Origin of the sequence: Polynucleobacter sp. GWA2_45_21 (genome assembly GCF_001830325.1) — a bacterium.
Classification (GTDB): domain Bacteria; phylum Pseudomonadota; class Gammaproteobacteria; order Burkholderiales; family Burkholderiaceae; genus Polynucleobacter.
The window spans coordinates 74,061-92,325 of the sequence record NZ_MHZG01000007.1 but is presented as its reverse complement, the minus strand read 5'-3'; the positions used below and the strand labels follow the sequence as shown (position 1 = coordinate 92,325).

The 18,265-nt window shown below is 45.9% G+C and carries 25 protein-coding genes; 12 read left to right on the top strand and 13 right to left on the bottom strand.

What is annotated here, in order from left to right; genetic code table 11:
- Window positions 1–1,267 (top strand): IS3 family transposase gene (locus tag A2X74_RS06960; protein ID WP_299765039.1). Its coding sequence is split into 2 segments (ribosomal slippage), with 1,268 coding nucleotides annotated over them: window positions 1–366 and window positions 366–1,267; the frame shifts between segments, so codons are not numbered across the junction. This gene is flagged as partial in the annotation.
- 57 nt (window positions 1,268–1,324) lie between these two features.
- Here the strand turns inward: A2X74_RS06960 and A2X74_RS06955 are convergent.
- The 3 genes from A2X74_RS06955 to glyA are packed head-to-tail and all read right to left on the bottom strand — an operon-like array spanning window position 1,325 to window position 3,194.
- Window positions 1,325–1,495, bottom strand: a complete 171-nt coding sequence (locus tag A2X74_RS06955) for a hypothetical protein (RefSeq protein WP_293626513.1) — start codon at window positions 1,493–1,495, stop codon at window positions 1,325–1,327.
- Window positions 1,492–1,938 (bottom strand): transcriptional regulator NrdR, encoded by a 447-nt coding sequence (gene nrdR, locus A2X74_RS06950; protein WP_015420459.1) that lies wholly within the window; start codon window positions 1,936–1,938, stop codon window positions 1,492–1,494. Before nrdR ends, A2X74_RS06955 begins: the two co-directional genes overlap by 4 nt.
- 11 nt (window positions 1,939–1,949) lie before the next feature.
- Window positions 1,950–3,194 (bottom strand): serine hydroxymethyltransferase, encoded by a 1,245-nt coding sequence (gene glyA / locus A2X74_RS06945; protein WP_293626507.1) that lies wholly within the window; start codon window positions 3,192–3,194, stop codon window positions 1,950–1,952.
- Between the two features lie 76 nt (window positions 3,195–3,270).
- Here glyA and tolQ point away from each other — a divergent pair, with 76 nt between their 5' ends.
- Genes tolQ through tolB form a run of 4 tightly spaced genes read left to right on the top strand, consistent with a single transcriptional unit; the run spans window position 3,271 to window position 6,486 of the window.
- Entirely contained in the window at window positions 3,271–3,927 is a 657-nt protein-coding gene (gene tolQ / locus A2X74_RS06940) for a protein TolQ (RefSeq protein WP_293626505.1), read from the top strand.
- Between the two features lie 2 nt (window positions 3,928–3,929).
- Window positions 3,930–4,349: an ExbD/TolR family protein gene (locus A2X74_RS06935; RefSeq protein WP_293626503.1), complete on the top strand. Its 420-nt coding sequence runs from the start codon at window positions 3,930–3,932 to the stop codon at window positions 4,347–4,349.
- Window positions 4,350–4,368: 19 nt separating this feature from the next.
- Window positions 4,369–5,175, top strand: a complete 807-nt coding sequence (gene tolA, locus A2X74_RS06930) for a cell envelope integrity protein TolA (protein ID WP_293626500.1) — start codon at window positions 4,369–4,371, stop codon at window positions 5,173–5,175.
- Window positions 5,176–5,178: 3 nt separating this feature from the next.
- The gene (gene tolB, locus A2X74_RS06925) at window positions 5,179–6,486 is read left to right on the top strand and encodes a Tol-Pal system beta propeller repeat protein TolB (protein ID WP_293626498.1); all 1,308 of its coding nucleotides are present in this window, start codon (window positions 5,179–5,181) and stop codon (window positions 6,484–6,486) included.
- Between the two features lie 13 nt (window positions 6,487–6,499).
- On the opposite strand, the gene A2X74_RS06920 is transcribed toward tolB, so the two are convergent.
- Both A2X74_RS06920 and A2X74_RS06915 read right to left on the bottom strand, forming a co-directional pair.
- Window positions 6,500–6,988: an RES family NAD+ phosphorylase gene (locus tag A2X74_RS06920; protein WP_293626496.1), complete on the bottom strand. Its 489-nt coding sequence runs from the start codon at window positions 6,986–6,988 to the stop codon at window positions 6,500–6,502.
- Complete coding sequence (locus A2X74_RS06915) at window positions 6,985–7,485, bottom strand: antitoxin Xre-like helix-turn-helix domain-containing protein (protein ID WP_293626493.1); 501 nt, start codon at window positions 7,483–7,485, stop codon at window positions 6,985–6,987. The genes A2X74_RS06920 and A2X74_RS06915 overlap by 4 nt, the downstream gene beginning before the upstream one ends.
- Window positions 7,486–7,656: 171 nt before the next feature.
- Between A2X74_RS06915 and pal the strand changes: the two genes are divergently transcribed.
- The 3 genes from pal to queC are packed head-to-tail and all read left to right on the top strand — an operon-like array spanning window position 7,657 to window position 9,656.
- Window positions 7,657–8,157, top strand: a complete 501-nt coding sequence (pal, locus tag A2X74_RS06910; RefSeq protein ID WP_293626491.1) for a peptidoglycan-associated lipoprotein Pal — start codon at window positions 7,657–7,659, stop codon at window positions 8,155–8,157.
- A gap of 8 nt (window positions 8,158–8,165) precedes the next feature.
- Entirely contained in the window at window positions 8,166–8,897 is a 732-nt protein-coding gene (gene ybgF, locus A2X74_RS06905) for a tol-pal system protein YbgF (protein WP_293626489.1), read from the top strand.
- Between the two features lie 15 nt (window positions 8,898–8,912).
- The gene (queC, locus tag A2X74_RS06900; RefSeq protein ID WP_293626487.1) at window positions 8,913–9,656 is read left to right on the top strand and encodes a 7-cyano-7-deazaguanine synthase QueC; all 744 of its coding nucleotides are present in this window, start codon (window positions 8,913–8,915) and stop codon (window positions 9,654–9,656) included.
- Window positions 9,657–9,663: 7 nt separating this feature from the next.
- Here the strand turns inward: queC and A2X74_RS06895 are convergent, their stop codons facing one another.
- The 8 genes from A2X74_RS06895 to A2X74_RS06860 all read right to left on the bottom strand — a co-directional run bounded on the left by A2X74_RS06895 (window position 9,664) and on the right by A2X74_RS06860 (window position 14,256).
- A complete protein-coding gene (locus A2X74_RS06895) occupies window positions 9,664–10,047 on the bottom strand; it encodes a transcriptional regulator (RefSeq protein ID WP_293626484.1) in 384 nt (127 codons plus the stop codon).
- Complete coding sequence (locus tag A2X74_RS06890) at window positions 10,044–10,352, bottom strand: type II toxin-antitoxin system HigB family toxin (protein WP_293626482.1); 309 nt, start codon at window positions 10,350–10,352, stop codon at window positions 10,044–10,046. The genes A2X74_RS06895 and A2X74_RS06890 overlap by 4 nt, the downstream gene beginning before the upstream one ends.
- Before the next feature lie 280 nt (window positions 10,353–10,632).
- On the bottom strand, window positions 10,633–11,250 hold the full coding sequence (locus A2X74_RS06885; protein ID WP_293626477.1) for a riboflavin synthase: 618 nt from the start codon (window positions 11,248–11,250) through the stop codon (window positions 10,633–10,635).
- Window positions 11,251–11,303: 53 nt separating this feature from the next.
- Window positions 11,304–12,428: a bifunctional diaminohydroxyphosphoribosylaminopyrimidine deaminase/5-amino-6-(5-phosphoribosylamino)uracil reductase RibD gene (gene ribD, locus A2X74_RS06880; protein WP_293626475.1), complete on the bottom strand. Its 1,125-nt coding sequence runs from the start codon at window positions 12,426–12,428 to the stop codon at window positions 11,304–11,306.
- Between the two features lie 57 nt (window positions 12,429–12,485).
- Window positions 12,486–13,040 (bottom strand): GspH/FimT family pseudopilin, encoded by a 555-nt coding sequence (locus tag A2X74_RS06875; RefSeq protein WP_293626472.1) that lies wholly within the window; start codon window positions 13,038–13,040, stop codon window positions 12,486–12,488.
- Between the two features lie 4 nt (window positions 13,041–13,044).
- On the bottom strand, window positions 13,045–13,374 hold the full coding sequence (locus A2X74_RS06870) for a hypothetical protein (protein WP_293626470.1): 330 nt from the start codon (window positions 13,372–13,374) through the stop codon (window positions 13,045–13,047).
- Window positions 13,371–13,955 carry a hypothetical protein gene (locus A2X74_RS06865; protein ID WP_293626468.1) on the bottom strand — a complete coding sequence of 195 codons (585 nt, stop codon included), beginning with the start codon at window positions 13,953–13,955 and terminating at the stop codon, window positions 13,371–13,373. The genes A2X74_RS06870 and A2X74_RS06865 overlap by 4 nt, the downstream gene beginning before the upstream one ends.
- A complete protein-coding gene (locus tag A2X74_RS06860; RefSeq protein WP_293626465.1) occupies window positions 13,942–14,256 on the bottom strand; it encodes a hypothetical protein in 315 nt (104 codons plus the stop codon). Before A2X74_RS06860 ends, A2X74_RS06865 begins: the two co-directional genes overlap by 14 nt.
- Window positions 14,257–14,388: 132 nt before the next feature.
- Between A2X74_RS06860 and ribBA the strand changes: the two genes are divergently transcribed.
- The 4 genes from ribBA (at window position 14,389) to A2X74_RS06840 (ending at window position 18,229) form a co-directional block, all read left to right on the top strand.
- Window positions 14,389–15,531 carry a bifunctional 3,4-dihydroxy-2-butanone-4-phosphate synthase/GTP cyclohydrolase II gene (gene ribBA / locus A2X74_RS06855; protein WP_293626463.1) on the top strand — a complete coding sequence of 381 codons (1,143 nt, stop codon included), beginning with the start codon at window positions 14,389–14,391 and terminating at the stop codon, window positions 15,529–15,531.
- Window positions 15,532–15,545: 14 nt separating this feature from the next.
- The gene (ribH, locus tag A2X74_RS06850; protein WP_293626461.1) at window positions 15,546–16,061 is read left to right on the top strand and encodes a 6,7-dimethyl-8-ribityllumazine synthase; all 516 of its coding nucleotides are present in this window, start codon (window positions 15,546–15,548) and stop codon (window positions 16,059–16,061) included.
- Window positions 16,062–16,077: 16 nt separating this feature from the next.
- A complete protein-coding gene (nusB, locus tag A2X74_RS06845; RefSeq protein WP_293626459.1) occupies window positions 16,078–16,584 on the top strand; it encodes a transcription antitermination factor NusB in 507 nt (168 codons plus the stop codon).
- 166 nt (window positions 16,585–16,750) lie between these two features.
- Entirely contained in the window at window positions 16,751–18,229 is a 1,479-nt protein-coding gene (locus A2X74_RS06840; RefSeq protein ID WP_293626457.1) for an NAD-dependent succinate-semialdehyde dehydrogenase, read from the top strand.
- Window positions 18,230–18,265 lie beyond the last annotated feature (36 nt).

The following is an 18,265-nucleotide window of genomic DNA, read 5'->3' as shown; positions in this document are numbered from 1 at the left end:
TTAAATATGCCTATGTTCGCAAATGGGTCCATGCCTTTAAGGCCCATGGTCTACGTAGTCTTCATAGGTCTTATGTCCAGTACACGGCCACCTTCAAGCTCTCCGTCTTGCAGTATATGGAGCAGCACCAGCTCTCCATTAATCAAGCGGCAGCCCACTTTAATATCCCAGCCCCCAGCACGATTGGTCAATGGCAACGCCTCTACAATGAAGGCGGTATTACAGCCCTAGAACCTAAGCCTAAGGGACGGCCACCGATGTCAAAACCCTTCAAACCATTTATTCCGACTAATAAGCCGGTGACCCAAATGACTCCGCAAGAGCTCATGCAAGAGCTTGAGTACCGTAGAGTGGAGATTGATTACCTAAAAAAGCTCGAGGCCTTAGCCCAGCAAAAGCACTTGGCAAGCAAGAACAAGCCCAAGTAATTACTGAGTTAAGGCAGCAATACCCCCTGCAGCTCATCTTGGCTGTCACCAAGATGGCCAGAAGTGTGTATTACTATCAGATAAGGCTTAGTCAGCAGACCGACCCCTATCTTGCAGTTAAGGCGCAGATCAGCGCCATCTACCATCGCCACAAGGGTCGCTATGGTTATCGGCGAGTCCATTTGGAGTTGGGTAATCAGCAGCGCTACCTCGATCCTAAGACGGTACAAAAGCTCATGGGACAACTGGGACTCAAATCCACCGTTCGTCCTAAGCGCTATCAGTCTTATAAGGGGTCTGTGGGTAAGGCAGCCCCCAACTTACTGGAGCGCCACTTTGTAGCTAGCAAACCTAATCAAAAGTGGGTCACTGATGTGACCGAGTTCAATATCAAGGGTGAGAAGGTCTATCTCTCACCCATCTTGGATCTGTATAACCAAGAGATCATCTCGTATGAGATTGCCGACCGTCCACAGATCGCCATGGTGAGTACCATGCTTACTAAAGCCTTTAAGCGACTTACTGGGGCTGAGAAGCCAATGTTGCACTCAGATCAGGGTTGGCAATACCAAATGGGGATTTATCAGCAGGCCCTTTACAAGCAAGGAATTACTCAGAGCATGTCCAGGAAAGGCAATTGCTTAGATAACGCCGTCATGGAGAACTGGTTTGGGATGATGAAAACCGAGTTCTTCTACCAACAGAAGTTTGAGACTATCGAGTCATTTAAAGCACAGCTAAAGGAATATATCGACTACTACAACCATGATCGGATCAAACAAAAACTAAAGGGATTGAGCCCGGTAAATTACCGAACTCAATCCCGCGTGCTAAGCTAAATAAACTGTCCAACTTTTGTGGGTCAGCTCAATATGCAGTCCTTTTTTATTAACCATTTAACTTTGCAGGTCTCGCCTAGCCTCTTCAACATCTAAAAAAGCGGCGGCCAATAATTCTGGATCACCATCTTGTAAAACGGCTTGCATGTATCCAGCAATATCTTCTTCACTCTTTAGATAATCAAGAATATTAAAGTTAGGTAGGTCTTGCATAGATTGAGGCTTCACTTTAACTCTTTAAGCGCACTCTCAAAAGATTCAATATCCGCAAAGCTTCGATAGACCGAGGCAAAACGAATGTAAGCTACCTTATCTAAGCGCTTGAGTTCACGCATCACCAGTTCACCAACTCGCTCGCTCGGAATCTCTTTTTCTCCAAGGCTGAGTAACTTCTCTTCAATCCGCGCAATGGATTCATCAACGGAGTCAGAAGAAACGGGTCGCTTGCGTAATGCAAGCTTGACGGAGCTAACCAACTTGTCGTGACTATATTCAACCCGACTACCGTTCTTTTTAACAATTGCGGGAAGAACTAACTCTACTCGCTCATAAGTAGTAAAACGCTTATCGCACTTAGCGCAACGGCGACGGCGGCGAATCGTATCGCCCTCATCAGATACCCGGGTATCGAGTACCTGGGTATCGTCGTTATGACAAAAGGGACAGCGCAATGAATACTTTCTTAGCCGTAAACTGGGAAGCGCTTAGTCAACTCAGCTACCTGAGCGCGCACCTTAGCGATATTGTCAGCATCATTTGGATTATCTAAAACATCCGCAATGAAATTACCAACCTGACGTGCTTCCGCCTCTTTAAAGCCACGGGTTGTCATAGCAGGTGAACCCAAACGAATACCGCTAGTCACCATAGGTTTTTCTGGGTCATTTGGAATGCCGTTCTTATTGCAGGTAATGTGGGCTTCACCCAGAACTCGCTCAGCTTCTTTACCCGTCATTTTCTTGGCACGTAAATCTACCAGCATCACATGCGAATCTGTACCACCAGAAACAATGCGCAGACCACGCTCAATCAAAGTCTCAGCCAAGGCCTTTGCATTGGCAACTACCTGCTTTTGATAGTCCTTAAAGCCAGGCTCTAATGCTTCCTTGAAGGCTGCAGCCTTAGCAGCAATCACGTGCATTAATGGACCGCCTTGCAAGCCAGGGAACACTGCGGAATTAATCACTTTCTCATGCTCAGCTTTCATGAGAATGATGCCGCCACGGGGGCCACGCAAACTCTTATGCGTTGTTGAAGTCACAATATCAGCGTGGGGAACAGGGTTTGGATAAACACCTGCAGCAACTAAGCCAGCATAGTGAGCCATGTCCACCATGAAAATCGCGCCCACTTCTTTGGCCAATTTGCCGATACGCTCGAAATCAATTTTTCTAGAATAAGCAGAAGCACCAGCAATGATTAATTTTGGCTTGTGCTCACGAGCCAAACGTTCCATTTGCTCGTAATCGATCTCTTCATTTTTATCTAAGCCGTAAGCGATTGGGTTGAACCACTTACCGCTCATATTGAGAGCCATGCCGTGAGTCAAATGACCACCTTCAGCCAAACTCATACCCATGAAGGTATCTCCAGGCTTCAAGAAGGCCAAGAACACCGCTTGGTTAGCAGATGCACCGCAATGCGGCTGAACGTTTGCTGCTTCAGCACCAAACAAGGCCTTAACGCGATCAATCGCCAATTGCTCAGCAACGTCCACAAACTCGCAACCGCCGTAATAACGCTTACCTGGATAACCTTCAGCGTACTTATTAGTCAACTGAGAGCCCTGCGCCTGCATGACTGCTGGCGAGGTATAGTTCTCAGAAGCAATCAGCTCAATATGGTCTTCCTGACGCTTATTTTCGTTCTGAATGGCTGCCCACAATTCTGGGTCGGTTTTGGCTAAAGTGTTTTGACGGTCAAACATAGTGATAATCCTGATGAAGTTGGATTGCTGAGTAAATTAACTTAGTAAAATCAACCTACATCATACAAAATCCATCATGACACCTACTCAAGACCTCTCATTCCTCTCTCTAGTCCTTAATGCCAGCCTATTAGTCCAGTTAGTAATGTTGTTATTACTGGGGATGTCGGTAGCCTCTTGGACCATCATTTTTAAGAAAACCGCCATTTTGCGGGGCGTCCGACGCGATACAGAGCGTTTTGAGCGTGATTTTTGGTCAGGTGGCGACCTTGGCACCCTCCTAGAAGCCGCTCAGCGCAATACCCGTAGTGATGCGGTTCTAGAGCATATCTTTGAGGCCGGCATGCAGGAGTTCATGAAAGTCCGTGAAATTGATGCTGCACGCCGCGCCATGAAAGCTACCTACCAACGTGAAATGGACATGCTGGAAGCCAATCTGCCATTTTTAGCCTCGGTAGGATCGGTCTCACCCTATATCGGCCTTTTTGGGACGGTTTGGGGAATCATGCATGCTTTCCGCGGTTTGGCCAACGTTCAAAATGCCACCCTGGCAGCTGTGGCCCCAGGTATTGCTGAAGCACTGGTTGCAACCGCGATTGGTCTATTTGCTGCGATTCCTGCGGTGGTCGCCTACAACCGCGCTGCAACGGATGTGGATCGCCTGGCAATTCGCTTTGAAACCTTTATTGAAGAGTTCACCAATATCTTGCAACGTCAGACCGCAGGTAAATAAGCATGGCTGGCTCACTCAGAAGATCTTCTAAGCGTCGGGCAATGTCCGACATTAATGTGGTGCCCTACATCGATGTGATGCTGGTATTACTTGTCATCTTTATGGTCACTGCGCCCATGGTCAATCCAGGCGTGGTCAATCTCCCAACAGTTGGTGGCGCAAAAGTGCAATCGCTACCGCCAGTCTTCTTAACAATCGATGCCAATGAAAATGTCATCGTGCGCAAAGATGGCGATCCCGTTCAGACTTTAAATAAATTTGAGCTCGGCGCGTTTGCACGCTCACAAGCAGAGAGGTCCGCCGAACAACCTGTTGTACTCGCTGCAGATAAATCCATTAAATATGAAGTCGTGATGGATGTGATGTCCAAACTAAAAGAAAATGGCGTGAAGCGTGTTGGTCTTGCCGTGAAGAGTCAGTAAGTCTCTTTGTCTTTTATTCATGAATAGCGCACAGACTTTTCACTCGACCTTTTCTCGAGGCCGCCTGACTAAAAACGAAAGCACTAAACGCGCTTTCAGTTTCTCACTTGCTGCGCACTTAGGTTTACTTGCATTTTTGGTAATCGGCATTAGCTGGAACAACTCCACCCCCTCAGGTGTTGAAGTGGAGCTATGGGATGCCAGTCAGCAGGTAGAGACTCCTGTCGTTCCTGAAATTAAAACAGAGATGAAAGAAGAAGCAGCTGACATCGCCATCAAGAAAAAGAAGGTTGAAAAAGAGCCTCCGAAAAAAGAGGTGAAAGAAACGCCTAAGCCAGTTCCTCCAGCCAAACCTACTCCACCTAAGGAGAAGGAAAAAGAGAAGCCCAAAAAAGCTGAGGCTCCGAAAGCGGCAGCACCCGCAGAAACCAAGGCTAATGCTGCTGCCGAGAAAGTCCGTGCAGACCAACTAGCTCGTCTTCGTGCTGCGGCTGGAGCTGAAGGCGGTAGTGGTGGCACGAGTGGCAGCGGCGTTGGTGGTGGTGGCAACGCGCCCCCTGGCTGGACCGATAAAGTCATTAAAAAGGTAAAGCCTTTGATTGTCTTTAATCCAGAGTCTATTAGCGGTAATCCAGCAGCTGTCGTTAAAGTTAATCTCGCTCCCGATGGCGCAATCTTAAGCACTGATCTCATCACCTCTAGCGGTAATGCTGGCTGGGATCGCGCAGTATTGCTTGCATTAACCCGTGCGGAGAGTCTCCCAAAAGACGACAATGGCAAAATTCCTCAAAGAGAAGTTAAGCTGACCTTTAAACCCAAGGACTAAAGCATGTTGCAAGTAGCCAAAAAGTATTTTTTATCAGTGACATCAGTATTTATAGTGATCCTATCGATGACTGGCTTGGGCTCTCCCGCTCTAGCGCAAATGAATATTGAAATCACTGGTGTAGGTCAGTCGCTCTATCCCATCGCCGTGATGCGCTTTAAGGATGAGAATAAGCTCCCAACCAGCGTTACTGAAATCATTCGCCAAGACTTGGCACGTAGTGGTTACTTTAAAAATACTGAGAACGGTAATGCCAGCGAAAGTGATGAGGGCACTCCGAACTATAAGTCTTGGGCTGCACGTGGCGCTGATGCATTAGCGGTTGGCACAGTTGTACAAACTGGTCCGTCTCAGTTTGAGATTCGCTATAAGCTTTTTGATATTCGTAAGTCTGAGAGCCTGGGCGGCTTAAATATTAATTCCAGCGCCGATAACTTACGCGCAGCAGCTCACAAAATTGCTGATGACATCATCTATAAATTATTAGGTGAGCGCGGCATCTTCTCGACACGCCTCTCTTACGTTATTAAGGAAGGCAAGCGTTATCGCCTCGTCATCTCCGATGCGGATGGTCAAAATATTCGCAACGCCATGAGTAGTGGTGAGCCCATCATCTCTCCATCATGGTCACCTGATGGCAAGAAAGTAGCTTATGTATCTTTTGAAGATCGCAAGCCCGTCATCTATGTGCATGAATTGGCTACTGGAAGACGCGTTTCCCTTTCCAATCAAAAGGGAAATAACAGCGCTCCAGCGTGGTCGCCTGATGGCAAGAAATTAGCTGTATCACTCTCTAAAGATGGGAACACTCAGATCTACGGCATTAATGCGGACGGCAGTGGACTTCAACGCCTTACCCGTGGTCGTACGATTGATACAGAGCCACAATATTCTGCAGACGGTCGTTATATTTACTTCACGAGTGACCGCGGTGGTAATCCACAAATCTACCGCATGAGCGCTGAAGGCGAGCAAGCTGAAGGTGCAAAGCGTATTACGTTCAAACAAGGTTTTGTGACTTCGCCACGAATTTCACCAGACGGAAAGTATTTGGCTTATATCGCCAATATTGGCGGAGCCTTCCGCCTTTACATCCTTAATCTAGCGACTGGCGACTCACAAGCTTTAACAGATGGCACCAGCGATGAGTCCCCTTCTTTTGCTGCGAATGGGCGCTACGTCCTTTATTCCACCAAAGTCGGTGGCAAGCGGGTATTGGCGGCAGTCTCAGTAGACGGCAACTCCAAGCAGGTATTAAGTATTCCAGGGTCTGATGTGCGTCAGCCATCCTGGGGTCCATTTATGGACTAAAGCAATTAACAGATTAAGGCAGACCCACTAAACGAGGGTCATAAGAGAATTTCTCAATTTTCTTAGCCTTGATCAGTTTTGTATCCGGATGTAAGGGATTAATCAAGACGTTACTAGCTTGCGGTATGGCCACTGAAGGTACAAAGAGTAAAGCGCTCGTATTGGATTGCAGCCACTTCTCACCTTTATCAATACTCACTGTTCCTGCCGGTAAGGCATCCCAACCGAATCCAGCAGTTTTGAAATTGAATTTCTTAGCCATATCCCATACTTTCGTTGGGATATCAATGCGTACTAAATAGCGATTTAAGGGAAGGCCTTGTGCATTGATGTGCACTAAGGTCTCTAAACAAGCAAGGGCAATAGATTCGGAGGTATAGAGAACAGGTGTCCCTTTTTTATTCCATCTCCCGCCTGATTTTTTTGCCCCCTCGCCACTGAGATCATCCGCCTTAAAGGTTGGCGCATCCAAGGCAATTCTCCAAACGGCCTGAACACTCATGCGTATGCCCCAGTTTGAATTTTGGCAAGAAGATCGGAGATCATTTCCTGTCCAGAAACCGTGTCTAAGTAAGCGGAAGGCTTCTCACCACCTAACGCTGGTGAAGGTTTTTCAAGCCAACTCGCCACCCACTTGGCAGCGTCAAAACCATCTGGGTTTCCTGACTCAGCAATCATTGACTCGACCTGCCCAACAAGCTTAGCCATACCAATCAAACGCTCACCTTGCTCAATCGGCAACATTTGGTTTGCGACGGATTTCTTATCAATTGTCGACTTTGGCAAATTCAAGAACTTAAATAAGGTTTCTTTTGTAATCCCCATAGAGTCAGAAATGACATTGATATATCTAGCGGGAACCCCCTCTCGAATCAACTTGATGCGATCAATAGGCTGAACTCGATAGATTTGAGCAAACGAAAAATCTGGCTGAACTCCAGCAACCAAGTTTTTACGAGTCACTTTAGCGGCGGGCTTTTTGGCGATGACACTAGGCATCCATAATTCCTCATTTGAGCAATTATTTTACCTCATTTGAGGAGAAATGCAAATATGCCTTATAAAGTAAAAATAGGAAGCGTCATTTCCACACAAATAGGCCAATCTTAGGGGCATAATATTGGCTATTAGCTTAATTAATTGCCTGTTTTGTAGGAAAAAGGAAAGATCATGAAAATTTCTATCGCGCGCCGTGTCGCAACGTTTGCTCTAGTAGGTGCAACAGCTGCATTTTTAGCAGCCTGCTCTGGCGTTAAATTGGATGATGTTGATGGTGCCAATGGCGGTGGTAGTGGTAACTTTGGCTCACAACCATGGAATGATCCAAGCAGCCCACTATTCCAACGTAGCGTGTACTTTGATTTCAACGAATACACTGTTCAGACTAAATATCAAAAACAATTGTCTGCACATGCAAGTTTCTTGAAGGCAAATCCAAAACAAAAAATCATTATTCAAGGCAATACCGATGATCGTGGTACTGCCGAGTACAACTTGGCATTAGGTCAACGCCGTTCAGATGCAGTGCGCAAGTCACTCAATTTGATGGGCGTTTCTGACGATCAAATGGAAGCTGTGAGCTTTGGTAAAGAAAAGCCAAAGGCAGAGGGCGATACCGAAGCAGCTTGGGCAGAGAATCGCCGCGCTGATATCGTTTACATCACGAACTAATGCACGCTATGCGAAAGCAATCCTTCGGTATTAAACAAACGCTCTCACGAGCGTTTTGTTTAAGTGCCTCTGTCATTCTTCTAGGGACATCTACCAGCGCTTGGGCAATCTTTGCCGATGATGATGCCCGCAAAGCCATTTTGGATTTGCGCAAATCTCTAGCAACTACCCAACTTGAACTGCAGAGTCAAATTGAAAAACTCAAAGCAGATAATGCTGAGCTACGCGGGAAAATTGAAAGCCTTGAAAAACAAGGCGAAGAAATTAGCACCAGTCAAAAAACATACTATGAAGACTTAGATACCCGTCTAGGTAATTTTGAGCCTCGCACAGTAACTATTGAAGGCGTTACAGGAACTGTTCAGCCTGGTGAAAAAAAAGCCTATGAGGATGCTTTAAAATCCTTTCAGGCGGGCAATCTGAAGAAGGCTGAGGGAGAGTTTTCTACATTTACCAACCGCTATCCCAAAAGCCCCTATTTACCTCTAGCCTTATTCTGGAGTGGTAACAGCAAATATGCCAATAAGGATTACACTGGCGCGATTGCTCAACTGCAAAATCTCATTAAGCGCTATCCTAATCATCCACGCATTCCAGCGGCGATGCTCACTTTAGGTAATGCCCAGTTAGAGAGTGGCAATAAAGCGGCAGCTAAAAAAACGTTTACAGAAATTATCAGTAAATATCCAGATACAGAGGCAGCTAAAGACGCGCAGCAACTGAACTCTGCTATCAAGTAAGTAGCCCAAGCACTTATGTCTTCACTATCTGAAGCGTTTGCAAATCTGGCTCCGCGCAAACCCAATGCTCCTGCTGTCATTTTGTTTTCAGGTGGTTTAGATTCCAGCACGATTTTGGCTCTTGCTAAAGACTTGGGTTATGCGCCCTACGTACTATCAGTGAGCTATGGTCAAAGGCACTCTTCAGAGCTGGCTGCAGCTAAGCACATTGCCAAGAAAATGGGTGTCATTCGTCATGAGGTTGTGAATTTAGACCTCACACGCTTTGGTGGATCAGCACTGACAGACTCATCTATCGATATCCCAACAGCCCCTAGTAAAGATTTAGAAATTCCGGTCACCTATGTGCCAGCACGCAACACCATTTTGCTTTCTCTAGCATTAGGCTGGGCAGAGTCATTAGGTGGTTTAGATATTTTCTATGGCGCTAATGCAGTCGATTACTCAGGCTATCCCGACTGTCGCCCAGAATATGTCGCCTCGTTTGAGGCGATGGCCAATCTCGCTACCAAGGCCGGTGTAGAAGCCATTAATCATGACACTCGCTTTAGAGTTCATGCCCCCATCATTCATATGAGCAAAGCGCAAATTATTCAACTGGGGAGCACTTTAGGGCTGGATTACTCTCAAACCGTCTCGTGCTATCAAGCCAATGATTTAGGCGAAGCTTGCGGTGAGTGTGAGTCTTGCCGATTGCGCCAGGCAGGCTTCAAACAGGCAGGGGTTAGTGATCCAACGCGCTATCAAAGTAAGACATAACTAGAAGCTAAACTACACATGATTCATCAGGCTGTCGGATCAAGCTTTCGGCAGGAATACCAAGCATTGTGTGTAAATTCCAAATCATTTTTAGAGTAAGCGCCCTCTTACCATTTAGTATTTCATAGACCCTGTTTAGACCGCCAATCATTGGTTGAAGATCTTTTGGCTTCAAGCCAGCTTGCTCCATTCTGAATTTGATCGCCTCAATTGGGTCAGGAGAGGAAATTGGATAAAGTTTAGCCTCATAAGACTCCACCAACAATAAAAGCATCTCAAACCTATCTCCTTTTTTACTTCCCGGAGTCGGCTCGTTATCAATAAATTTAGAGATCTCAGCTAGTGCAGACCTATATTCGGCCTCATTGCGAATCGGTTTTAACTCTTTCATAAACCCTCCATCTCAATTGTCTTGGCATCAACTTTGTCGTAATCTTCATGCGTTCCAATAAATTTAATATAAAGAGCGCCGAAGCGATAAGCAATTGCAACAATTAATCGATAATGATTACCTTTGATATTAAAAACCACTCTGTTATTAGCTAAAAAACTTGCATTTCTATATTGACTTTTAATCTCTTGTGGCGATGTCCAATTAGCCTTAGTTGCTTCGTCATACCAAGACTTAAGAGGTTGCTCTGCCGATTGATGTAATTGCCAAAACTGAACAAGGTATTTTTTAGCGACTATTCTCATTTTGGCATTATAGTCCCAAAATGGGACTATAGCAAGTAGGGTCTTTAAACCCGTCTTGATAGAAGGTTTCTAAGCAAATTGTTGAGCTTAAAATCAGGCCATGAACAAAAACTTCGCAATAAAGAAAATTTCACTCTCAAGGCTGAATCGTAACTTTGATGCTGTTTTTTAATTCCTTAATTTCTGAGCCGGTTGCCCTTACAAAAAATGGCCGAATTACTGCATATTTAATTTCCGCCAGCGCCTATGAGTCGTTAATTCAAAATGCAAGGGTAAGTAATCAAATCGAAGGTTTATTTAACATCCGCGCCACATAACGCGCAATCAGATCAACCTCAAGATTAACTGCATCACCCTGCTTAAGTTTTCCAAGCGTAGTGTTCTCTAGGGTATGGGGAATGATATTGATATCCACGATGCAACTATCTGAAGTGTCTTGTGTTTGATTCACTGTCAGTGATACACCGTTGACCACGATTGAACCTTTGTAGGCCAAGTAAGGCGCTAAATCTTTTGGAGCGGCAATCTGCAACAACCAAGATCCATAGGCATCATTACTAACAGCAGCAAAATTCACAACGATTCCGATGCCATCCACATGACCACTCACCAGATGACCGCCTAATCGATCATTTAAGCGCAATGCTTTTTCTAAATTGACAGGGCCAACTTTATCCAAACCCACGGTCTTATTTAAAGACTCGCGTGAGATGTCTAAAGCAAAAGTGGTGTCAGTTAAGTCTGTAGCAGTCATACAAGCGCCTTGGATGGCAATACTGTCGCCTAAAGCCACATCATCAAGGTAAGCAGACGGAGTTTCTACAAGTAGATGCAAGCCATCACCCTTAGCTTGTACGCTCTTAATCTGACCAACTGCAGTAATGATTCCAGTAAACATAGTGAGATGCAGATAAAAATGAAAATTATTAAGATATGTGTCGTAGTCGAACGTTAATTTGACTCTTTTTTACTCAAGCGTAAACGCAAATCTTGTCCAAATAGGCTGTGATCAAAAATTTGCCAATTCTGTCTTTGATTCAATTGCGCTAATGGGGAGATATTAGCCATGCCAATTCCTTCGCCCATAAAGAATGGTGCGTAATAGAGTAATAACTCATCAACACACTCTTCTCTTAACAGAGAGCCATTGAGCTTAAAGCCAGCCTCCACATGAATTTCGTTCATATGGTACTGCTGCGCTAGATAAGCAAATAATTGAGGCAAATCCACCTTGCCATTCTGATTTGCCATAGCGATCACTTGAGCACCTAACTCTTCAAATGCTTTTGCTTTTTCTTGTGCGTGTGCAGACTCTAGTGATGCACAGACTAGAATCACCCCTGATTGATCGAGATGATTCAAGATCTTGGCATGAAGTGGTGTCTCTAATTGAGAGTCGACAATGATCCTCCAAGGCTGACGCTCAGTTGGCACATCTCTCACATTTAAGGCGGGATCATCCTCTTTAATCGTGCCTACTCCCGTCAGAATTGCACAGGCTTGTGCCCGCCAATGATGTCCATCGGCACGAGCCAAAGGGCCAGTGATCCATTGACTTTGGCCGTTTGACAAAGCAGTCTTGCCATCCAAGCTAGCAGCAATTTTCAGGCGAACCCAAGGTAAACCCCTTGTCATGCGAGAGATAAAGCCTAAGTTAATAGCTTTAGCCTCAGACTCCAATAAACCGCAACGCACATCAATGCCTGCAGTCCGTAAGCGCTCTATACCTTTGCCACTAACCAGTGGATTGGGGTCGGTCATGGCGACCATTACGACTGCCGGTTTTGCCGCGATGAGAGCATCTACACAAGGTGGTGTTCTACCAGTGTGACTGCAAGGCTCTAAAGTGACATAAATTGTTGCCCCTGCCGGATCATATCCTTGAGCCCTAGCATCTGCTAGAGCCTGAACCTCTGCATGAGAACCACCCACTTTTTGTGTGAAACCTCGCCCAATGACTTGACCCTCTTTCACAATGACACACCCAACCCGAGGATTGGGGTTAGATAAATAAAGCGCATTTTGAGCTTGGGCCAAGGCTTCGCTCATAAATTGGTGGTCAACTGCGGTATACATGGGTCTATTAAAACCGATTGCGGGCACGAGCGCCAAATTTACCTGTGAATAGCCGAATTAAGAGCAAGACTTTGCATCTTTATGGGGATCACAAATACGCCAACGGCCCCCACTCCCTAAAATCAACTGCCTCTCTAAATGGGGATAGCGTTCATGACCCAATATCAAACGATTTGCCACAAAGCCTCCGTGGGCAGTTTTAGCCGCTCCAGCAGCATTAAAGGCAATGCCCCGCGTTGCTAAATGGGGGTCGATAAATTGCTTACCCCCACCCTTAAAATACACCGGCGCAATACTCTTTTGCATCAACCATGGACGATGTAGGCAAGTTATCTTTGGCACACTTTTTTGGCATTGGATTGATACAAGCCAGCCCTCATCCCAAAGACCTCCTTGCAGGGGCGCAATATGAGCTGTGAGCCCTAAAGTCAAGGCTTGACCACGAGCGAATTGCGCATGGGCAATAAACTGTCTCGCAACAGAATCAATCTGTCTAGCAGCTACTTGTTCTTGTAGCAGCGGCATCGCACTCGTGGCAAAGATGGTGATGATAAGCACGACCGCCATCAGCTCCAACAAGCCCCCACCACTCTCTCGGTCAGATAGGGACACCGACTTAATCAAATTGTTGTCGCCAATTTAATCTTCTTACTGCGCCTGTTTTTTCATCTAAATGCACCAAAATTTCTAGTCGTGGATTTTCTTTAGTAGAAATTAACCAAAGATCTTTTCCTGCAGATTGCAAATGACATGCGGAATTTGCAGAGTGAACAATACTCATCATCTCAACCTGGCATTTCTCTAAGGCGTGCTCGGCAGCTATGAACTGCTTACCTGAAGTTACTACAGCAGTATTACTAAGAATCTCTAGAGCAGTCATGCGCTCCATGCCACTAATTAAAGAGGTAAGCAATGCTAATAGCGATAAGACCCAAACAATAATCACAGTAGATTTCGGGTGGCAAAGGTTCGCTCGAAAGCCCTATATAAATGGGCTCCATCAGTCATCTCTAGCCTAATCTTAAATACCCTAGCCCTTCTATCTTTTTTAGCCTGCTCGGTTAACTCTTCAATCGCAAGATGATGGATGCCATTCATCAGTGTGGTACTTTGTAAACGTCCTTGGCGATCAAGTGATTGGCAAATTAATGAGCCGCCACTGATTCGTGAGCCTTTAGGGATTGACGTTTGTAGATCAACTAAAAATCCCTGAAATGCCAAACCTTTTCTAGTCCGGTCTAGGGTTAAGGTGTTACCGATGCAATCCATATCCAATCCACTAGATAATTGATGCTTAATAATCAATGCATCTGAACCTTTGTATCCAACACTCTTTTGAATCTGAAGAAACTCTTCACCTGAGGATTGACTGTTGATATTCTGGATAAAAGCATTGGGATGCACATATCCCGCCATACGAATTGCACGGCCCATCAGCTCTAATGCACGATTTGCATCTTGAGAAAGTAGCTGGGTTTTCTCATAGGCAATTTGCTTGCTGATTAGCTCACCACTATTCTTTATCAACGGAGCTATTAGAGTCAGTGATAGGGCGATTCCGATGAGGCATTCGAGCAGACTCATATATTCCTTTCTGCGATTGCTCAATTTCATGTTGATCTAATTCTTGATGAATTTGCATGCGCTTTTCTTGTTCTTTCCCCATTTGCAATATCAAGATGTGATAAATGCTGACTGACCCGATCCAAACACTTAAAACTAAGCTCATCGCAATCAAGACTTCCAACAAAATAAATCCACTCATTTGCTCTGCGGATGGGATTTCAGACTCAGTAGATTGGGCAGGCTTGCTAATCTTTGCGAACATGCCTTATTTTCAAAGGGTGGCCACCCCAAAAATAGGCAATTCATTGGCTGTCATCGTCAGAAATGCTGGATATTGCGCCCAAGCTTGGATGATCAGCCTCAAAAGCCCCTCCTGCGCTTAAAATAGAGGGCTATGCAAAATACCCTCGCTACTACCGAAGAAATCGTTGCCGAGCTCAAAGCTGGGAAGATGGTCATTTTGGTCGATGAAGAAGATCGTGAGAACGAAGGTGATTTGGTGCTTGCTGCCGATCATGTCAGTGCAGAGGCCATCAATTTCATGGCGAAACATGGTCGCGGCCTCATTTGCCTCACTTTGACGCGTGAACGCTGCCAGCAACTCAATCTTCCACTAATGGTCCGAGATAACGGCACCTCAATGGGGACGAACTTTACTGTTTCCATTGAAGCGGCTAGCGGAGTCACCACAGGTATTTCAGCGGCGGATCGCGCACATACCATTCAAGCAGCAGTTGCCCCTCATGCCAAACCCAGCGATCTTGTTCAACCAGGCCATATTTTTCCATTGATGGCACAACCTGGTGGCGTCTTAATTCGCTCAGGTCACACCGAAGCGGGATGCGATTTAGCAGCAATGGCGGGTTGCTCACCTACTGCCGTGATTTGTGAAATCATGAAAGATGATGGCAGCATGGCGCGCCTCCCTGATTTGCTAGAGTTCGCCAAAGAACATCAATTAAAAATTGGCAGCATTGCCGACCTCATCAAATACCGTAGCCAACACGAAAGCATCGTCGTGCGTGAAGGCGAACGTGAATTCAACACCCCTTGGGGGAAATTCCGTGGCGTGATTTATCGCGATACCCCAAGCTCTTGCATTCATCTAGCCTTAGTACATGGCACACCTTCTGAAGCTACTGAAACACTGGTACGAGTGCATGAGCCAGTCACTGTTTTAGATTTCTTGGACGCACAGGTTAGCACCCATTCTTGGCCGCTAGCACAGGCATTACAAACCTTAGCCAACTCCCCATCTGCAGGGGTTGCAGTACTCTTAAATGCTTCCGGAATTGCAGCACCAAATGATAGTGATTGGTTGGCTCAATTTCACAAACTCAACGGTTCACAGTCAGCCAAAACTGCAAAACCACTTACCCGCAAAACTGATTTTCGTAGCTATGGCATCGGCGCACAAATTCTTAAAGACATTGGTGTTGGCAAAATGCGTTTACTCGCAAACCCAAGCCCAGTTCCCAGCCTGTCTGGCTATAAACTGGAAGTTACTGGCTACACCCCATTTCAATCTCATAATTAGCTCGCCCAAATCATATGAACACATCACATACCGAACCAGCTGTTGGCGTATTGGCCGCCGATCTTAACGGTCAAGACTTACGTATTGGGATAGTGCAAGCGCGTTTTAATGAAGAGCATTGCGTTGCGCTGACTACCGCATGCATTGAAGAGCTCATCAAACTTGGCGTATCTCAGTCTGACATCAAACTAGTAACCGTACCCGGCGCATTGGAGATTCCATTTGCCCTACAAAAACTCTCGGAGACAGGTGAATTTGACGGATTAGTGGCTTTAGGCGCAGTGATTCGAGGAGAAACCTATCATTTTGAATTAGTCTCCAATGAATCAGCCGCTGGTATCACCCGCATCTCTATTGAATCTGGTCTGCCAATTGCAAATGGTGTTCTGACTTGCGATACCGATGAACAAGCGCAAGTGCGTGTTCAAGTAAAAGGGGCTGACTGCGCAAAAGCCGTTGTGGAAATGGCTAATCTTGCTTTAGCCCTCACACCTGATATTGATTTTGAAATCAATCACCCACAAGCGTAATTTTGCAGATAACAATATGACCAAAAATATCGCTCCCCCATCTGCAAGCACAAACAATCCTAGCAATGTTGCCCCAAAGCGTTCATTGACACCGCGTCGTCGTGCCCGCGAATACGCTCTCCAAGGTGTATATCAAAGTCTAGTAATGCGTCGTGCGGGCAGCCTGCCCAATGCAGCCGCCATCTCTAAGCAGTTAGGCGAAGATCCAGGCTTTCGCCGTTGCCAGCTTGAACTATTTCAAGGGATCTTTACTGGAGTGCTTGACCATACCGACGCATTAGAGGCCCTCATTACTCCAGCACTAGACAGACCTATCAATGAACTCTCTCCGGTTGAGCATGCAGCCCTATTAATAGGTACTTACGAGTTAGCAATGGATTTAGCAGTCCCCTATAAAGTGGCCATTAATGAAGCAGTAGAGCTTGCTAAGACCTTTGGAGGTACCGACGGCCATAAATATGTCAATGGCGTCTTGGACCTACTAGCCCAAAAGTTAAGAAGTACAGAAATTCAGGCAAGTTAAGCACCTCTAAATCAATGGCTTAAAAGCCCAACCCCCTGCGCCTCAATGCCAGAGGGATTACTACTCCAGCAAATTGCCCTCGAACATAAAAGATATTGGAGGGATAAAATTGAGCGAAAAGTACATTTAGTATTTACTGTCACAGCGAAATATTTGGAGACCTCGTATGCAAAAAGTAGATATTCGTAAGCTACTAAAAGATCCCAGCCTTTTTAAGGAAGAGGCATTCATTGACAACCAATGGGTCAAAGCAAGTGCTAACAAGCTGTTTGATGTCACCAACCCTGCGACAGGCGAGTTGATAGGACAAGTTGCCAATCTTGGGCCTGACGAAGCAGAACGCGCCATTAGCGCTGCCGAAAAGGCCTTCCAAGACTGGAAGATGAAGACTGGCAAAGAACGCGCCAATGTCATGCGTAAGTGGTTTGATTTAATCATCGCCAATACCCAAGATCTTGCGACTTTGATGACTTTAGAGCAAGGTAAGCCCTTAATTGAATCTACTGGTGAGGTTGCCTATGGCGCCTCATTTATCGAATGGTTTGCTGAAGAAGCAAAACGGGTGGCGGGCTCTATACCGAGTACAACTTGGAGTGATAAGCGCCTTATCGTCATGAAGCAGCCGATTGGTGTGTGCGTTGCCATCACGCCATGGAACTTCCCCATTGCCATGATTACTCGCAAAATTGCTCCCGCAATGGCAGCTGGCTGCACGATTGTCATTAAGCCCGCTGAACTAACACCGCTCTCCGCTCTTGCACTAGCTGAACTTGCACAACGTGCTGGGGTTCCTGCTGGGGTGATTAATGTTCTGACAGCAGATTCTCAACAATCGATTGAGATTGGCAAAACCCTCTGCGCCTCGTCTAGTGTGCGCCACCTATCATTTACGGGATCAACTGAAGTTGGTCGCATACTGATGGCTCAATGCGCTCCGACCGTCAAAAAACTAGCCCTAGAACTCGGAGGGCATGCCCCTTTTATCGTTTTTGAAGATGCAGATATTGATGCGGCCGTAACTGGCGCTATGTCATCAAAGTATCGCAATTCTGGTCAAACTTGCGTATGCGCTAATCGCTTTTATGTTCACAAAAAAGTACAAGCAGAATTCGTGCAAAAATTTGCTAAAGCAATTGCCGTGATTAAGCCCGGTAATGGAATGGAAGCTGGGGTGACTCAGGGACCGCTTATTGAGCCTGCAGCACTTGAGAAAGTGGAGAGGCATGTTGCTGACGCTCTTAGCAAAGGTGCCAAGCTGATCGCGGGTGGAAAACGTTCCGCACTCGGCGGTACTTTTTATGAACCCACCATTTTGGCTGATGTCACAAATGAGATGCTCATCACCTATGAGGAAACATTTGGGCCCGTTGCGCCCATTATCCCGTTTGAAACTGATGAAGAAGCCATCCAGCTAGCTAACAATAGTCAGTACGGCTTAGCTTCGTATTTCTATAGCAGAGATATTGGGCGCATCTGGAAAGCAGCAGAAGCATTGGAATATGGCATTGTTGGCGTGAACTCAGGGATCATCTCCAATGAAGTCGGTCCATTTGGTGGCGTAAAGCAATCTGGGCTTGGACGCGAGGGTAGCGCCTATGGAATGGATGAATACTTGGAATTGAAATATGTTTGCTTAGGTCTATAAAGCAGGCTCAAAAAAATAAATAAAGTCGCTCGATAG

Excerpts from the sequence above, each read along its gene's own strand:
- tolA (WP_293626500.1), top strand. The coding sequence starts at position 4,369 with ATGAATAGCGCACAGACTTTTCACTCGACCTTTTCTCGAGGCCGCCTG.
- glyA (WP_293626507.1), bottom strand. The coding sequence starts at position 3,194 with ATGTTTGACCGTCAAAACACTTTAGCCAAAACCGACCCAGAATTGTGG.
- queC (WP_293626487.1), top strand. The coding sequence starts at position 8,913 with ATGTCTTCACTATCTGAAGCGTTTGCAAATCTGGCTCCGCGCAAACCC.
- A2X74_RS06935 (WP_293626503.1), top strand. The coding sequence starts at position 3,930 with ATGGCTGGCTCACTCAGAAGATCTTCTAAGCGTCGGGCAATGTCCGAC.
- ybgF (WP_293626489.1), top strand. The coding sequence starts at position 8,166 with ATGCGAAAGCAATCCTTCGGTATTAAACAAACGCTCTCACGAGCGTTT.
- tolQ (WP_293626505.1), top strand. The coding sequence starts at position 3,271 with ATGACACCTACTCAAGACCTCTCATTCCTCTCTCTAGTCCTTAATGCC.
- ribH (WP_293626461.1), top strand. The coding sequence starts at position 15,546 with ATGAACACATCACATACCGAACCAGCTGTTGGCGTATTGGCCGCCGAT.
- A2X74_RS06860 (WP_293626465.1), bottom strand. The coding sequence starts at position 14,256 with ATGTTCGCAAAGATTAGCAAGCCTGCCCAATCTACTGAGTCTGAAATC.
- ribD (WP_293626475.1), bottom strand. The coding sequence starts at position 12,428 with ATGTATACCGCAGTTGACCACCAATTTATGAGCGAAGCCTTGGCCCAA.
- ribBA (WP_293626463.1), top strand. The coding sequence starts at position 14,389 with ATGCAAAATACCCTCGCTACTACCGAAGAAATCGTTGCCGAGCTCAAA.
- A2X74_RS06895 (WP_293626484.1), bottom strand. The coding sequence starts at position 10,047 with ATGAAAGAGTTAAAACCGATTCGCAATGAGGCCGAATATAGGTCTGCA.
- A2X74_RS06840 (WP_293626457.1), top strand. The coding sequence starts at position 16,751 with ATGCAAAAAGTAGATATTCGTAAGCTACTAAAAGATCCCAGCCTTTTT.
- nusB (WP_293626459.1), top strand. The coding sequence starts at position 16,078 with ATGACCAAAAATATCGCTCCCCCATCTGCAAGCACAAACAATCCTAGC.
- A2X74_RS06890 (WP_293626482.1), bottom strand. The coding sequence starts at position 10,352 with ATGAGAATAGTCGCTAAAAAATACCTTGTTCAGTTTTGGCAATTACAT.
- tolB (WP_293626498.1), top strand. The coding sequence starts at position 5,179 with ATGTTGCAAGTAGCCAAAAAGTATTTTTTATCAGTGACATCAGTATTT.
- A2X74_RS06885 (WP_293626477.1), bottom strand. The coding sequence starts at position 11,250 with ATGTTTACTGGAATCATTACTGCAGTTGGTCAGATTAAGAGCGTACAA.
- A2X74_RS06920 (WP_293626496.1), bottom strand. The coding sequence starts at position 6,988 with ATGAGTGTTCAGGCCGTTTGGAGAATTGCCTTGGATGCGCCAACCTTT.
- A2X74_RS06915 (WP_293626493.1), bottom strand. The coding sequence starts at position 7,485 with ATGCCTAGTGTCATCGCCAAAAAGCCCGCCGCTAAAGTGACTCGTAAA.
- pal (WP_293626491.1), top strand. The coding sequence starts at position 7,657 with ATGAAAATTTCTATCGCGCGCCGTGTCGCAACGTTTGCTCTAGTAGGT.